This is a genomic window from Pseudomonas sp. zfem002, assembly GCF_032621685.1.
Lineage (GTDB): Bacteria > Pseudomonadota > Gammaproteobacteria > Pseudomonadales > Pseudomonadaceae > Aquipseudomonas > Aquipseudomonas japonica.
This window is the reverse complement of the sequence record NZ_JAVYJH010000016.1, coordinates 57,793-71,523: the sequence shown is the minus strand read 5'-3', so window position 1 is coordinate 71,523 and position 13,731 is coordinate 57,793. Positions and strand designations below refer to the sequence as shown.

Genomic DNA, 13,731 nt, shown 5'->3' with positions numbered 1-13,731 from the left:
TGCAGATCAGCAGGAGCGCTGCAGCCCTTCCAGACAGGTCGCCAGGTGATAGGGCGTAGTCGACGGCATATCGTCGCGACTCACCACCCCCTGGCCATCCCGGCATTCATGCCAGCCACCTTCATGCAGAAACTGCCGGCGCAGCACCTCCAGCTGGGCCGGCACCTTCACCGCGCCGTCCGCGCGCAGGGTCAGCGCCCGCAGGTACTCGGCCTGGGCCCAGATCCGCTGGGTGGCATCGCGCACATTGCCTTGCGGATCGAGCATCGCCAGTACCGCCCCATCCTCCACCCCGCGCTCCTCGGCGAACGCGAAGGCCCGCTGCAGCGACGCATGCAGCGCCGTGCCCTTGAGCAGCGGTGAGGTATCCAGCAGATAGAACCATTCGAACTGATGCCCCGGTTCGAACCAGTTATCCACAGCCCCGCGCGGTTTCTCCAGCATCACCCCGTGCTCCGGGTCGATGAAGTGCGCCTGCATGGCGTCGCTCAGGGCGACCAGCGCGTCGCGCACTTCGGCGTCCTCGCGCACGGCGAGGGTGGCGAGGAAGGCTTCGGCCAGGTGCATCAGCGGGTTCTGCAACGGACCGCTGCCCAGCGGTTGCCAGTCTTCGCCGAGGCTCGCCTCGTACAGACCGTCCGGCGTGGCGAAGCGCTCGGCGACCACGCTGAGGGCGGCGTTCAGCGTCGATTCCACCAGGCTGTCGCGTGACTTCGCCCAGTAGTGGGCACAGGCGAAGATGATGAAGGCGTGGGTGTAGAGGTCCTTGCGCCGGTCCAGCGGCTTGCCCTGGGCGTCGATGCTGTAGAACCAGCCGCCATGCTCGGCATCGTGGAAATGCCGTTGCAGCGAACGGAACAGCGCGGCGGCGCGCTCGCTGGCCCCGGGCTGCTCGATGCGGCTGCTGAACAGATACAGCTGGCGCGCACAGGCCATGGCCCGGTAGCGCTGCACCGGCAACGGCTGGTGCGTGGTCGCGAGGGCCTCGAACGGCAGGGCCATGTCCGGGTTCCAGCCGGGACCTTGCCACAGCGGCACGATGCGCTGGTCGAAATGGCGCTGGAGTTCAGCGAGCAGGGCGGGCTGGGCTGGGGAAAGTTCGGACATGGAAAAGGTTCGTCGCCGTCGTTGCGTTGGCGCGCATGGTAGCAGGAAATTTCCCCGTGGCGCCGGGATCAGACCGGGTTGCCGAGCCCTTGCCAGTGCCGTGCGCCGACGAAGATGAAGCGCAGTTGCTGGGTGATCTTGGCCTGGGCGCTCAACTGTCCCGGGGCCAGTTGCGCGGGCGGGTCGATCAGCTCGGGCAGGGTGGCGAACACGGTCTTCACCACCAGGTCGGCCATCACCGCCAGGGCGTCGGCATCCAGGTGCTGCCAGCGGGTCATGCGCGCCAGGTCGGCGGCAAGGTCCGAGCTGATGCCTTCGCGCAGGCGGGCGATGGCCTGGCGCACCGGCTGCGAGCCGCCGTACTGCTCGCGGGCGAGAAACAGGAACTGCGCGCGATTGGCCGTGACCACATCGAGAAAGATGCGCACCGAGGCGTCGGTGATGCCGCCCAGTTCGAATTCGTTGTGGCGGACCCTGCGGATGGTCTGGCGGAAGGTTTCGTTGACTTCGCGGACCAGGGCCAGGCCCAGTTGGTCCATGTCGTCGAAATGACGATAGAAGCCGGTGGGCACGATACCCGCGGTGCGGGCCACCTCACGCAGGCTGATGCTGCCGAAACCGCGACCGCTTTCCATCAGTTGGCGGGCGGCGTCCAGCAGGGCGTGGCGGGTCTGTTGCTTCTGTTCGGCGCGCGGCAGCATGGCGGTACGGTTCGTGTGAAACAGGCCTGCACTCTAATGGGCGGGGCCGGAAAAACAAAGCCCGGTCAGTTGACCGGGCCTCGGAGGGGAAGGGGTTGCGCACGGGTAGCTGTTGTTTTGGCGCATAGGCATCAGCTCACCCGTTGTGCTTGTTCGATGGCACGGTCGGAACCGCCTTCGGCAACGCGGTTGGCACGGTCGATCAGACGGTCGGAACCACCCTCGGCAACACGGTTGGCACGCTCGATGGCACGGTCGGAGCCACCTTCGGCGACGCGGTTGGCGCGGTCGATCAGACGGTCGGAGCCACCCTCGGCGACGCGGTTGGCGCGGTCGATGGCACGGTCGGAGCCACCTTCGGCAACGCGGTTGGCACGTTCGATGGCACGGTCGGAGCCACCTTCGGCAACACGGTTGGCGCGTTCGATGGCGCGGTCGGAACCGCCTTCAGCGACACGGTTGGCACGTTCGATGGCACGGTCCGAACCACCTTCAGCCAGGGTATTGAGTGGCTGGGAAACCGCGGCGGCGCTGGAGCGGGCTTCGGCGGACAGGTGTTGATCGGCGGCCGGTACGGCGAAGGCGTTGGCGGCCAGGATGGACAGGGTCAGGCTGAGCAGCAGTTGGCGTTTCATGGTCCGTTTCTCCTTGGGGAGGGTGGGAAAGTGGGTACGAGGGCAATGCTACTCTTGGAAATTGGATAGAAAAGTTCATAAAGGTAATGGTAACAATCAACGGGATTGATACATTCCACCGGCAGCTCTAGATCGGGCCTTTCCCGAGTGCCGAAGTCGGAATTGCAGCGTTGTTCGAGTGGGATGATCGCGCCGCGTTGATGGAAAAAACTGACGAAGACGGCAGGAAAAATCCTCATGACCAGGCGGATCGGGTAAAACCCCTCGGCATTTCGCCAGTCCCAAGTACAAGTGCGTGGCTCACGCACACTGCCTGCCTTGCTGTCACTGGAGAATCGTGCAATGACGCGCCCCGCCAAAATCATCACCTGGACCCTGGCCAGCCTTGCGCTGGTCCTGGCGTTGCTGGTGATCTTCATCGCCACCTTCGACTGGAACCGGGCCCGACCTTTCCTCAACGACAAGGTGTCGCAAGCCCTGCATCGGCCCTTCGCGATCAACGGCAATCTTGCCGTGCACTGGCGTCGCGAACCCGAGGACGGTGGCTGGCGGGCCTGGGTGCCGTGGCCGCATTTCACTGCCGAGGACCTCACCCTCGGCAACCCCGAGTGGTTGCAGGAGCCACGGATGGTCGCCCTGCAGCAGGTGGATTTCCGCCTCTCGCCGCTGCCGCTGCTGACCCAGCGCATCGTCATCCCGCGTATCGACCTCAAGCAGCCCAGCGCCAGCCTCAAGCGCCTGGCCGATGGCCGGGCCAACTGGACCTTCGACTTCGGCCCCACGGACGAGCAGGCCGAGCCGTCGAAGTGGGTGCTGGATATCGGTGCCATCGGCTTCGACCAGGGCCAGGTCGCGTTCGATGACGCGACGCTGAAAACCCGCGTCCAGGTGCGCATCGATTCGCTCGGCAAGCCGATTCCGTTCGGTGACATCGTCGGCAAGTCCGCCGTCGAGCGGGTCCGCAAGGAAAATGCCGTGCCGCAGGACTACGCCTTCGCGCTCAAGGTCACCGGCAGCTACAAGGGCGAGGCCCTCAGCGGCGAGGGCAAGATCGGTGGTCTGCTGGCGCTGCAGGATGCCAGCCAGCCGTTCCCGGTGCAGGCGGACGTGCGTATCGCCAAGACCCGCGCAATCATCGCCGGCACCCTGACCGACCCGCGCAACCTCGGTGCCCTGGACCTGCGCCTGAAACTGTCCGGCGCCAGCCTCGGCAATCTGTACCCCTTGACCGGTGTGACCCTGCCGGACACCCCGCCCTACCAGACCGACGGCCATCTGTTCGCCAGGCTGCACGAGCCGGGCGGCGCGCTGTTTCGCTACGAGGGCTTCAACGGCCGGATCGGCGACAGCGACATCCATGGCGACCTGTCCTTCGTCGCCAGCCAGCCGCGGCCGAAGCTGAGCGGCAAGCTGGTGTCCAACCAGTTGCTGTTCAAGGACCTCGCGCCGTTGATCGGTGCCGACTCCAACGCCCAGCAGAAGGCTCGTGGCGGCGCGGCCAGGCAGCCGGGGGACAAGGTCCTGCCGGTGGAAGAGTTCCGTACCGAACGCTGGCGGGCGATGGACGCCGACGTCACCTTCGCCGGCAAGCGCATCGTGCAGAGTGAAGAGCTGCCGTTCACCGATCTTGCCAGCCATGTCCTGCTCGAAGACGGTGTGCTGCGCCTGGAGCCGCTGTCCTTCGGTGTCGCCGGCGGCAAGCTGGACATGCAGGTGCGCCTCGACGGCCGCAGCGCGCCGCTGCAGGGCCGGGTGCGTCTGAGCGCGCGCAATCTGAAGCTCAAGCAGCTGTTCCCCACCTTCGAGCCGATGAAGACCAGCTTCGGTGCCCTCAATGGCGATGCCGATCTGAGTGGCCGCGGCAACTCGGTGGCGGCGCTGCTGGGCACGTCCAATGGCGAGCTCAGGCTGCTGATCAACGATGGCGCGGTCAGTCGCAGCCTCATGGAGATCGCGGGCCTGAACGTGGGCAACTACGTGGTCGGCAAGCTGTTCGGCGACAACGAAGTGAAGATCAACTGTGCGGCCACCGACGTCGGGATCAAGGATGGCCTGGCGACGACCCGGCTGTTCGTGTTCGATACCGAGAACGCGGTGATCTATGTGACCGGCACGGCGAACTTCGCGACCGAGCAGCTGGACCTGAAGATCAATCCCGAATCGAAGGGCCTGCGCCTGTTCTCGCTGCGCTCGCCGCTGTATGTGCGCGGATCGTTCGCCAAGCCGTCGGCGGGTGTGCAGGCGGTGCCGCTGGCGTTGCGCGGGGCGGGGATGGTGGCCCTGGGTGTGGCGGCAGGACCGGCGGCGGGCTTGCTGGCGCTGATCGCACCGAGCAGCGGGGATGAGCCGAATCGCTGTACACCGTTGCTGGAGCAGATGCGGGCCGGTAAGGCGCCGAAAACCGTGAAATGAAAGGGTTTACCAAAATCCCCCGTAGGAGCGCGGCTTGCCCGCGAAAGGACCGCGCCAGCGGTCCCAGCTTCACCGATGTCCGGGACCGCTGGCGCGGTCCTTTCGCGGGCAAGCCGCGCTCCTACGGGGTAGGGGCAGGGGCGTTACAGGCCTTTCAGCAGATCCGCCATATCATCCGCATGCTCTTCTTCCTGCGCCAGGATGTCCTCGAAGATGCGCCGCGTGGTCGGATCACTGTCGCCGATGAAACGCACGATCTCCCGATAGCTGTCGATGGCGATGCGCTCCGCCACCAGATCCTCCAGCACCATCTCCTTCAGGCTCTTCCCGGCCACGTACTGGGCATGGGAGTTCTTGCTCAGGTTGTCCGGGTTCAGGTCCGGCTCGCCCCCCAGTTGCACGATGCGCTCGGCCAGCTTGTCGGCGTGTTCCTGTTCCTGGTTGGCGTGTTCGAGGAACTCGGCCGCGGCGACGCTGGCCTTGATCCCGCTGGCCATGTAGTAGTGGCGCTTGTAACGCAGGGTGCAGACCCACTCGGTGGCCAGCGACTCGTTGAGCAGGCGCAGGATGGTCTGGCGGTCGGCGTTGTAGCCCTCGGTCACCGCGCCTTGCTCCACATGCTGGCGCGCGCGCTGGCGCAGGGTATTCACATCGGTCAACGTAACGTTGCTCATGACGGTCTCCAGGCTGAAAAACGGGGGCACCGCGCACGGTCGGCGCGGGCGCTACATCAGGTACGAGTAGCGAAGCGGCGGGAAAGTTTTATCAACCCGACACCGCCTGCTGGTCTTTCTGCCGTTGCTCGCAGGTCTTGAAACCCTTGGCGTCGACATGCCCGGTGGCATCGAAGCGCACGTAGTAAGCCTGTTGATGACCGTCGTTGTTGAGGATGTAGTTGTTGCAGGTCCCGCCGTGGGGCAGGTCGATCACCGTGGACGGGCTGCCGCCGATGGCGATGACTTTCTGCATGGTCATGCCGTTTTCCACCTGCTTGACCAGCGGCTGGTCGCGGTAGGTGACGTAGTCCACCGGATTTTCCGGACGGCTGCCGCAACCGATCAGGGTGGCACCCGCCAGAACGGCGATCAGGGCGTGCTTGTACATGGTCGTACTCCCTCGCAATGGGCCTTCATGGCCCGATACGGCTTTGGAACCGCGCGGGACGACGGGAGTTCGATTGCGATTGCCATCGTTTCGCTTGTAGGGTGATGGCCTGTCCATGGATCGGGGGCCGTCATGTCGCAAGCGCTTGCCACTCGTTACCCGCTGGTGTTGGTGCCGGGCATGCTCGGTTTCGTCCGCCTGCTGCTCTACCCCTACTGGTTCGGTATCGTCGCGGCGTTGCGCCGGGGCGGCGCGCAGGTGTATCCGGTGCAGGTCTCGCCGCTGCACAGCAGTGAAGTGCGCGGCGAGCAGTTGCTGCGCATCGTCGAGGAACTGCGCCAGCGCACCGGCGCCGACAAGGTCAACCTGCTCGGTCATAGCCAGGGTGCGCTGACGGCGCGCTATGTGGCGGCGAAGCGCCCGGAGTGGGTGGCCTCGGTCACCTCCATCGCCGGGCCCAACCACGGCTCGGAACTGGCCGATTATTTCGCCCGGGAATATCCCGGCGACTCGCCGCAAGGACGGCTGCTCAAGGCTCTGCTGCACGGCCTGGCGTTGCTGATGGGCTGGCTGGAAACCGGCTGGAAAGGCCCGGCGCTGCCCATCGACGTGCATGCCTCGCACCTGTCCCTGACCCGCGCGGGCGTGGCCGCCTTCAACCAGCGTTATCCACAGGGCCTGCCTGAGACCTGGGGCGGGGAGGGGCCCGCCGAGGTCAACGGCGTGCGCTACTACTCCTGGTCCGGCGTGCTCACGCCCGGCATCACCGACCGCGGGCGCAACCGCCTGGACGGCAGCAACCGCTTCTGTCGGCTGTTCGCCCGGACTTTCGTGATCGAGAAGGGCCACTGCGACGGCATGGTCGGGCGCTACAGCTCGCACCTCGGCCAGGTCATCGGCGACGACTTTCCCCTCGATCACCTGGATATCGTCAACCAGTCCCTCGGCGCGGTGGGCAAAGGCGCGCAGCCGGTGAAGCTGTTCACCGAGCATGCGGCTCGACTCAAGGCCGCCGGCTGCTAGCGTCCGGCAGGATGTAAAAAATCTTGTCTAAACTCCGGTGACCGCTGCTCCCTCACGCAGCGCTCAGGAGAATCGCCATGAAGATGCTGCACGTGCCGTTGCTGTTGCTGGGAATGCTGATGGCGTCGCAGGGCTTTGCCGCCACCGCCCAGCAGGAAAAGATGAAGACCTGCAACGCCGACGCCACCGCCAAGGCGCTCAAGGGCGACGAGCGCAAGGCATTCATGAGCGACTGCCTGAAAGCCAAGCCGGCCCCCACCCAGCAGGACAAGATGAAGACCTGCAACGCCGACGCCACGACCAAGGCGCTCAAGGGCGATGAACGCAAGGCCTTCATGAGCGACTGCCTGAAGAAAAAATGACCGCCGCCGAACGCGGGTCATTGCCCTGGAGCAATGGCTCGTCGTCCGGTATCGCCCGCCCCTATGCCTGTACGTCGAAGGCTGGCAGACTGCCGCCTTTGTCGTCTTTGGCTGTCTGAGGTTGTATGACTTTTACCCAGCGTCAGATCGTGCTGGCCAGTTGGATCATCATATTCGCCGGCTTGTTGCTGGTATTGCCGCTCAAGTTGCTGCCGAGCCTGCTGGCCGGGTTGCTGGTGTTCGAGCTGGTGAACATGCTCACGCCGAAACTCCAGCACGTGATCGCCGGGCCGCGTGCGCGCTGGCTGGCGGTGGCGCTGCTGGGCACCCTGGTGGTCAGTACGCTGACCCTGATCTTCGCCGGGGCAATCAGTTTTCTCCTGCACGAAGCGGAAAACCCCGGCGCCTCGCTGGACCGCTTCATGCTGCTGGTGGACCAGGCCCGCGGCCAGTTGCCGCCGTTCGTCGATGCCTACCTGCCGGCCAGCGCCGCCGAGTTCAAGGTGGCCATCGGTGACTGGCTGAAGACTCACCTGGGCGAGCTGCAACTGGTGGGCAAGGGTGCGGCGCACATGTTCGTCACCTTGCTGATCGGCATGATTCTCGGGGCCATCGTCGCTCTGCAGCGCATCCCCGATATCTCTCGGCGCAAGCCACTGGCGGCGGCGCTGTTCGAGCGTCTGTCGCTGCTGGTCCAGGCGTTTCGCAACATCGTTTTCGCGCAGATCAAGATTTCCCTGCTCAACACCGTGTTCACCGGGGTATTCCTCGCCGTGGTGCTGCCGATGTTCGGCGTGCACCTGCCGCTGACCAAGACCCTGATCGTGCTGACCTTCCTGCTCGGGCTGCTGCCGGTGATCGGCAACCTGATGTCCAACACCCTGATCACCATCGTCGGCCTGTCGCTGTCGATCTGGGTGGCGGTGGCGGCGCTGGGCTACCTGATCGTCATCCACAAGGTCGAGTACTTCCTCAATGCGCGGATCGTTGGCGGGCAGATCAGTGCCAAGTCGTGGGAGCTGTTGCTGGCGATGCTGGTGTTCGAGGCCGCGTTCGGCCTGCCGGGGGTGGTGGCGGGGCCGATCTATTACGCCTACCTGAAGAGCGAGTTGCGGCGGGCGGAGCTGGTGTGAGCCAGCAGGCGTAATCCGCTCAGGCCCAGAACGGGTCTTCGCGCCATTGTGCTGGAAAGCCCATCGCTTTCAGGTCTGTCTCGGGAAAGGCGTCCAGCAACTCGTGAAGACGCCTGTCCCAGCTGGTATGCGGGCTCACCTGACGCATCAGCAGGTTCAGAATCGACAACACGGTAAACATGCGGGCCTGTGTGCCGGGATTGCGCAAATGCCGCGGCCAGCTGAAGGTGATCGTCCTCGGCAACTCCGGGCGAATGCCCAGTTCCCGGTTCCACAGGCGGGCGTGGTGCGCACAGATGTTGCGGATCGTCGTCAGGGTGTGAAGCCACGATTGCAGCAGCGGACCAGGTAGTCCCACACGCCGCGAGATGGCCTTGCGATCCGCGTCGCGAGCCAGGCCTTTGAACAGGTGCGACAAGTCCCCCAGGGTGATTTCTTCCATCACTGCCCAGGCCGGCATCAGCTCGGGCTCCCTGTAGGTCAGTGCGTAGTGACGGGCGTAGCTTTCCCTGGCGCGCTGCGTTTTCAGCGATTGCTTGTGTGCGGCGGGGGTGTTTGCCGCATCGATGCGCTGGCATTCCCGCTCATGGTCCTTCAGCGCTTTCACCTGCCGGCCTCGAATGGATGCCAGCAACTCGTCATGACGGAATGCTTTCTGAAACAGCTCGCGTTCGAGGTACCAGTGCGCGCCGTGGGTAGGACGCCATGTGGTTGCTCAGGCAGGCGCGGATGGCGACTTCGACGCGCTCCAGGGCATCCATGACCAGCAAGCGGAGGCGTCGATCAAAGTCGTACAGGCGGGTCAGGTCTTTCAGGCAGGCATTGTCTCGGAAGCCATGCTCGGCATCATCGGGTCGCTGGAAGGGACGCATGTACGGCGTGAGTCGAAAGAAACTCACGGCTTCAAGGAAGCATTTCGCTCGCTCGTCATCTTGAACGCTCAAGCCGCGCTGCTTGAGCAGAAGCAGTTGCTCATGAACGTCGATCGCGGGTTTTTGAAATGGCCTCATGCCGTCACGGGTCGAATTCCAGATAAAAAAAACCCGCTCAATTTGTGCGTAGCTGCCGAAGCAACCATAGGCATGGCGGGTGTGTTGCCGCGAAGAGTAGGCACAAGGTGCCTGCTTGGCAAGGTGGAACTCGTCGTTTGCCGACGAAAAACGTTGCAGTCTCTTTCGCGTATCAGGCCGTTCCGTAGCGCTTGCGCGCCTCGATCGCCAGTCCGCTGCCGATGCTGCCGAAGATGTTGCCTTCCACGTGCCGCGCGTTCGGCAGCATCGCCGCCACGCTCTGGCGCAGCGCGGGGATGCCGCTGGAGCCGCCGGTGAAGAACACCGTGTCGACCTGCTCCACACCCACGCCGGCCTTGAGCAGCAGCTCGTCGACGCTGCCACGGACCCGTTCCAGCAGGTTGTCGATGGACTGCTCGAACAGTGCACGGGTCAGGTCGACGCGCAGGTCCGGCTCGACCCGGCCCAGGTCCACCAGGCGGTTGTCGGCATGGGTCAGTTCGATCTTGGTCGCTTCCACTTCCATCGCCAGCCAGTGCCCGGCGCGCTGTTCGATCAGCTTGAACAGGCGATCGATGCCCAGGGTGTCCTCGATGTCGTAGCGCATGCTGCCCAGGGCCAGCTGGGACTTTTGCGAGTACACCGAGTTGATGGTGTGCCAGGTCGCCAGGTTGAGGTGGTAGCTGGTCGGCATCAGCGCCTGGCTTTTCATCCGGCTGCCGTAGCCGAACAGCGGCATCACGCCTTGCAGGCTGAGCTGCTTGTCGAAGTCGGTGCCGCCGATGTGCACGCCGCCGGTGGCGAGGATGTCGTCCTGGCGGTCGTCGAGCATATGCCGCTCGGGAGCCAGGCGGATCAGGGTGAAGTCCGAGGTACCACCGCCGATGTCGACGATCAGTACCAGTTCCTCGCGCTCGATGCCCGACTCGTAGTCATAGGCGGCGGCGATCGGTTCGTACTGGAACGACACGTCCTTGAAACCGATCTTCCTCGCCACCTCGGCCAGGGTGTCCTCGGCCTCCTGGTCGGCGGCCTGGTCGTCGTCGACGAAATGCACCGGGCGACCCAGCACCACCTGTTCGAAGTCGCGGCCGGCGTTGGCTTCGGCACGCTTCTTCAGTTCGCCGATGAACATCCCCAGCAGGTCCTTGAACGGCAGGGCGGTGCCCAGCACGCTGGTGTCGTGCTTGATCAGCTTGGAGCCGAGCAGGCTCTTCAGCGAGCGCATCAGGCGCCCCTCGTAACCTTCCAGGTATTCGTGCAGGGCCAGGCGACCGTAGACCGGACGGCGTTCCTCGATGTTGAAGAACACCACCGAAGGCAGGGTGATCTTGCCGTCTTCGAGGACGATCAGGGTCTCCTCGCCAGGGCGATGCCAACCGACGGTGGAGTTTGACGTGCCGAAGTCGATACCACAGGCACGGGCCGGGGATGCGTGAGTCATGGAAGTGGTTCCGGGGAAAAAGCGGCCGCGCAGTTTATGCCAGTGGCGGACAGAATCAAGACCGATTATCTGCTGCGCGACAAACCCCGGGCTGCCTTGAAAGGCTATGCTTGACCCCTATCTTCACAGGCAGTGCATTCAACCGATGGTGATTCCTTAGATGGACTTCAAAGACTATTACAAGATACTGGGCGTGGAGCCGACGGCGGACGACAAGGCGATCAAGACCGCCTACCGCAAGCTGGCGCGCAAGTATCACCCGGACGTCAGCAAAGAGCGTGACGCCGAGAACAAGTTCAAGGAGGCCAACGAGGCCTACGAAGTGCTGGGCGATGCGGCCAAGCGCGCCGAGTACGACGAGATCCGCAAATACGGTGGCCAGCACGGCCGGCCGTTCCAGGCCCCGCCTGGCTGGGAGAGTCGGGGTGGTGCGGGTGGTGGCGGCTTTGGCGGCGGCGATTTCTCGGACTTCTTCAGCTCGATCTTCGGATCGGCCGGGCGCGGCAACGGCAATCCGTTCGGCCGCGCGCAACAGCAGCGCAGTGCCGGTCGGCGAGGTCAGGACGTGGAAATGGAACTGGCGGTGTTCCTTGAGGAAACCCTGGCCAACGAGTCGAAGCAGATCAGCTTCCAGGTGCCCCAGCACAACGCCCATGGCCAGCGCACCGGCGACACCACCAAGACCCTCAACGTCAAGATCCCCGCCGGGGTGACCGACGGCGAGCGCATCCGCCTCAAGGGCCAGGGTGCGCCGGGTGTGGGCGGTGGGGCGAATGGCGACCTGTACCTGGTGATCCGTTTCGCACCGCATCCGCTGTTCGATGTCGAAGGCCATGACCTGATCATCACCGTGCCGCTGGCACCGTGGGAGGCGGCGTTGGGCACCAAGGTGGAAATGCCGACCCTGACCGGCAAGGTCAACCTGACCATCCGTCCGGACAGCCAGAGCGGCCAGCGCCTGCGGATCAAGGGCATGGGCCTGGCCAACAAGCAGGGCCAGCGCGGCGACCTGTACGCGCAACTGAAAGTGGTGATGCCGGCCCAGTCGGACGCCGCCACCCGTGAACTGTGGAGCAAACTGTCGGAGAAGGCCGGGTTCAACCCGCGAACTCAGTGGAGTAAGTGACCATGAGTAGCACCCTGATCGTTCAGCTGGACATGCGCACCTTCTGTCAGGAGGCCGATCTGCCGGCCGACTGCGTGATCGAAATCGTCGAACACGGCATCGTTGAACCGTCGGGGCGAACACCCGAGGACTGGTTGTTCGACGTCCAGGCCCCGGTGCTGGCCAAGCGCGCGGCGCGGCTGCACGCGGAGCTGGAGCTGGAATGGGAAGGGGTGGCGCTGGCGCTGGAGCTGCTGGAGGAAGTGCGGCAGTTGCGCAGCGAGAACGATATGTTGCGTCAGCGCTTGGGGCGGTTCGTGCTGTAGGCGCTGGCTTGCCTGCGAAGGACCGCTTCGCGGGCAAGCCGCGCTCCTACGGAGGGAGCGTCAGGCTTTGGGTTCAGCCCCCGGATTCAGCATCAGCTGCATGAAGGTCAAATCCAGCCAGCGGCCGAACTTCACTCCCACCTGCGGCATCTGCCCGGTCACCTTGAACCCGAGCCGCTCATGCAGGCGGATCGACGCCGCGTTGCCGCTCTCGATCGCCGCCACCATCACATGCTTGCCCGCTTCCCGGGCCCGCACGATCAGGGCCTCCATCAGCTTCGGCCCCAGTCCGTTACCGCGCTGGTCGGCACGGATGTACACCGAATGCTCCACGGTATGCCGGAAGCCCTCGAAGGCCCGCCAGTCGCCGAATGATGCATAACCCACCACCTCGCCAGCCGCATCCACCGCGACGATGATCGGATACCGCTGCGCTGCACGCCCGTCGAACCAGGCCTGGCGATTGGCCAGGTCCACCGGCTGCTCGTTCCAGATCGCCGTGGTGTTGAGCACGGCGTCGTTGTAGATGTCGCGGATGCCCGGCAGGTCGGCGGGCACGGCGTCGCGGAGGGTGAAGGTCATGGTGGTCGGTCCGGAGAGTCAGTGCAGGCGCCCAGATTAAATGGTTACCAGGCCGCGCACACCTTCGGCCTCCATGTTTTCGCCACGGCCCTGCTGGACGATCTCGCCGCGGGACATCACCAGGTACTGGTCGGCCAGTTCGGCGGCGAAATCGTAGAACTGCTCCACCAGCAGGATCGCCATGTCGCCGCGCGCCGCCAGCTTGCCGATCACCGCGCCGATCTCCTTGATCACCGAGGGCTGGATGCCTTCGGTGGGCTCGTCGAGGATCAGCAGGCGCGGGCGGCTGGCCAGGGCGCGGCCGATGGCCAGCTGTTGCTGCTGACCACCGGAAAGGTCGCCACCGCGGCGCTGCTTCATCTGCAGCAGTACCGGGAACAGCTCGTAGATGAACTCGGGCACGTTCTTCGCCTCGCTGGCGCCGAAGCGCGACAGGCCCATCAGCAGGTTCTCCTCGACGGTCAGGCGCGGGAAGATTTCGCGGCCCTGGGGCACGTAGGCGATCCCGGCCTGGACCCGCTGGTGCGGCTTGAACTGGGTGATGGCCTGGCCTTCCCAGCTGACGCTGCCTTCCCTGGCCGGGACCAGGCCCATCAGGCAGCGCAGCAGGGTGGTCTTGCCGACGCCATTGCGTCCGAGCAGGCAGGTGACCTCGCCGACCTTCGCCTCGAAGGACAGGCCGCGCAAGATGTGGCTGCCGCCGTAGTACTGGTGCAGGGAATCGATTTTCAGCATGTGTGTTGTCCTGTTATTGCGCTGCAACTCAACCCCTGTAGGAGCTGGCTTG

Annotated in this window: 16 protein-coding genes; 6 read left to right on the top strand and 10 right to left on the bottom strand. The window is 64.7% G+C overall.

Annotated features, from left to right (window positions below; all coding sequences use genetic code 11):
* Positions 1-6: 6 nt before the first annotated feature.
* From RTI28_RS18555 to RTI28_RS18545, 3 genes are all read right to left on the bottom strand, one after another.
* Positions 7-1,107, bottom strand: a complete 1,101-nt coding sequence (locus RTI28_RS18555; RefSeq protein WP_316921814.1) for an AGE family epimerase/isomerase — start codon at positions 1,105-1,107, stop codon at positions 7-9.
* 68 nt (positions 1,108-1,175) lie between these two features.
* Positions 1,176-1,808, bottom strand: coding sequence for a TetR family transcriptional regulator (locus tag RTI28_RS18550; RefSeq protein ID WP_316921813.1), 633 nt, complete (start codon positions 1,806-1,808; stop codon positions 1,176-1,178).
* Positions 1,809-1,939: 131 nt separating this feature from the next.
* Complete coding sequence (locus RTI28_RS18545) at positions 1,940-2,443, bottom strand: phage infection protein (protein ID WP_316921812.1); 504 nt, start codon at positions 2,441-2,443, stop codon at positions 1,940-1,942.
* Positions 2,444-2,785: 342 nt separating this feature from the next.
* Between RTI28_RS18545 and RTI28_RS18540 the strand changes: the two genes are divergently transcribed.
* Positions 2,786-4,855: an AsmA family protein gene (locus RTI28_RS18540; protein WP_316921811.1), complete on the top strand. Its 2,070-nt coding sequence runs from the start codon at positions 2,786-2,788 to the stop codon at positions 4,853-4,855.
* 143 nt (positions 4,856-4,998) lie between these two features.
* Here the strand turns inward: RTI28_RS18540 and RTI28_RS18535 are convergent, their stop codons facing one another.
* A complete protein-coding gene (locus tag RTI28_RS18535) occupies positions 4,999-5,529 on the bottom strand; it encodes a bacterioferritin (protein ID WP_042120252.1) in 531 nt (176 codons plus the stop codon).
* Positions 5,530-5,620: 91 nt separating this feature from the next.
* Positions 5,621-5,959, bottom strand: coding sequence for an osmotically-inducible lipoprotein OsmE (gene osmE, locus RTI28_RS18530; protein ID WP_316921810.1), 339 nt, complete (start codon positions 5,957-5,959; stop codon positions 5,621-5,623).
* A gap of 132 nt (positions 5,960-6,091) precedes the next feature.
* Here osmE and RTI28_RS18525 point away from each other — a divergent pair, with 132 nt between their 5' ends.
* The 3 genes from RTI28_RS18525 to RTI28_RS18515 all read left to right on the top strand — a co-directional run bounded on the left by RTI28_RS18525 (position 6,092) and on the right by RTI28_RS18515 (position 8,477).
* The gene (locus RTI28_RS18525; RefSeq protein WP_316921809.1) at positions 6,092-6,982 is read left to right on the top strand and encodes a triacylglycerol lipase; all 891 of its coding nucleotides are present in this window, start codon (positions 6,092-6,094) and stop codon (positions 6,980-6,982) included.
* Between the two features lie 77 nt (positions 6,983-7,059).
* The gene (locus tag RTI28_RS18520; RefSeq protein ID WP_316921808.1) at positions 7,060-7,344 is read left to right on the top strand and encodes a PsiF family protein; all 285 of its coding nucleotides are present in this window, start codon (positions 7,060-7,062) and stop codon (positions 7,342-7,344) included.
* A gap of 125 nt (positions 7,345-7,469) precedes the next feature.
* Entirely contained in the window at positions 7,470-8,477 is a 1,008-nt protein-coding gene (locus RTI28_RS18515) for a hypothetical protein (RefSeq protein ID WP_316921807.1), read from the top strand.
* A gap of 19 nt (positions 8,478-8,496) precedes the next feature.
* On the opposite strand, the gene RTI28_RS18510 is transcribed toward RTI28_RS18515, so the two are convergent.
* The 3 genes from RTI28_RS18510 to RTI28_RS18500 all read right to left on the bottom strand — a co-directional run bounded on the left by RTI28_RS18510 (position 8,497) and on the right by RTI28_RS18500 (position 10,931).
* Complete coding sequence (locus RTI28_RS18510; protein ID WP_316921806.1) at positions 8,497-9,111, bottom strand: Abi family protein; 615 nt, start codon at positions 9,109-9,111, stop codon at positions 8,497-8,499.
* A 4-nt stretch (positions 9,112-9,115) separates the two neighbouring features.
* Complete coding sequence (locus RTI28_RS18505; protein WP_316921805.1) at positions 9,116-9,487, bottom strand: Abi family protein; 372 nt, start codon at positions 9,485-9,487, stop codon at positions 9,116-9,118.
* A 172-nt stretch (positions 9,488-9,659) separates the two neighbouring features.
* Positions 9,660-10,931 carry an Hsp70 family protein gene (locus RTI28_RS18500; RefSeq protein WP_316921804.1) on the bottom strand — a complete coding sequence of 424 codons (1,272 nt, stop codon included), beginning with the start codon at positions 10,929-10,931 and terminating at the stop codon, positions 9,660-9,662.
* Positions 10,932-11,091: 160 nt separating this feature from the next.
* On the opposite strand from RTI28_RS18500, the gene cbpA reads away from it, so the two are divergent.
* Together cbpA and RTI28_RS18490 are read left to right on the top strand one after the other, a co-directional pair.
* Entirely contained in the window at positions 11,092-12,057 is a 966-nt protein-coding gene (gene cbpA / locus RTI28_RS18495) for a curved DNA-binding protein (RefSeq protein WP_316921803.1), read from the top strand.
* A 2-nt stretch (positions 12,058-12,059) separates the two neighbouring features.
* Positions 12,060-12,362 carry a chaperone modulator CbpM gene (locus tag RTI28_RS18490; RefSeq protein ID WP_316921802.1) on the top strand — a complete coding sequence of 101 codons (303 nt, stop codon included), beginning with the start codon at positions 12,060-12,062 and terminating at the stop codon, positions 12,360-12,362.
* Positions 12,363-12,422: 60 nt separating this feature from the next.
* On the opposite strand, the gene RTI28_RS18485 is transcribed toward RTI28_RS18490, so the two are convergent.
* Entirely contained in the window at positions 12,423-12,944 is a 522-nt protein-coding gene (locus tag RTI28_RS18485; RefSeq protein ID WP_316921801.1) for an N-acetyltransferase family protein, read from the bottom strand.
* 36 nt (positions 12,945-12,980) lie between these two features.
* Positions 12,981-13,679 (bottom strand): urea ABC transporter ATP-binding subunit UrtE, encoded by a 699-nt coding sequence (gene urtE, locus RTI28_RS18480; protein ID WP_316921800.1) that lies wholly within the window; start codon positions 13,677-13,679, stop codon positions 12,981-12,983.
* Positions 13,680-13,731: the final 52 nt, after the last annotated feature.

Excerpts from the sequence above, each read along its gene's own strand:
- RTI28_RS18555 (WP_316921814.1), bottom strand. The coding sequence starts at position 1,107 with ATGTCCGAACTTTCCCCAGCCCAGCCCGCCCTGCTCGCTGAACTCCAG.
- RTI28_RS18550 (WP_316921813.1), bottom strand. The coding sequence starts at position 1,808 with ATGCTGCCGCGCGCCGAACAGAAGCAACAGACCCGCCACGCCCTGCTG.
- RTI28_RS18545 (WP_316921812.1), bottom strand. The coding sequence starts at position 2,443 with ATGAAACGCCAACTGCTGCTCAGCCTGACCCTGTCCATCCTGGCCGCC.
- RTI28_RS18540 (WP_316921811.1), top strand. The coding sequence starts at position 2,786 with ATGACGCGCCCCGCCAAAATCATCACCTGGACCCTGGCCAGCCTTGCG.
- RTI28_RS18535 (WP_042120252.1), bottom strand. The coding sequence starts at position 5,529 with ATGAGCAACGTTACGTTGACCGATGTGAATACCCTGCGCCAGCGCGCG.
- osmE (WP_316921810.1), bottom strand. The coding sequence starts at position 5,959 with ATGTACAAGCACGCCCTGATCGCCGTTCTGGCGGGTGCCACCCTGATC.
- RTI28_RS18525 (WP_316921809.1), top strand. The coding sequence starts at position 6,092 with ATGTCGCAAGCGCTTGCCACTCGTTACCCGCTGGTGTTGGTGCCGGGC.
- RTI28_RS18520 (WP_316921808.1), top strand. The coding sequence starts at position 7,060 with ATGAAGATGCTGCACGTGCCGTTGCTGTTGCTGGGAATGCTGATGGCG.
- RTI28_RS18515 (WP_316921807.1), top strand. The coding sequence starts at position 7,470 with ATGACTTTTACCCAGCGTCAGATCGTGCTGGCCAGTTGGATCATCATA.
- RTI28_RS18505 (WP_316921805.1), bottom strand. The coding sequence starts at position 9,487 with ATGAGGCCATTTCAAAAACCCGCGATCGACGTTCATGAGCAACTGCTT.
- RTI28_RS18500 (WP_316921804.1), bottom strand. The coding sequence starts at position 10,931 with ATGACTCACGCATCCCCGGCCCGTGCCTGTGGTATCGACTTCGGCACG.
- cbpA (WP_316921803.1), top strand. The coding sequence starts at position 11,092 with ATGGACTTCAAAGACTATTACAAGATACTGGGCGTGGAGCCGACGGCG.
- RTI28_RS18490 (WP_316921802.1), top strand. The coding sequence starts at position 12,060 with ATGAGTAGCACCCTGATCGTTCAGCTGGACATGCGCACCTTCTGTCAG.
- RTI28_RS18485 (WP_316921801.1), bottom strand. The coding sequence starts at position 12,944 with ATGACCTTCACCCTCCGCGACGCCGTGCCCGCCGACCTGCCGGGCATC.
- urtE (WP_316921800.1), bottom strand. The coding sequence starts at position 13,679 with ATGCTGAAAATCGATTCCCTGCACCAGTACTACGGCGGCAGCCACATC.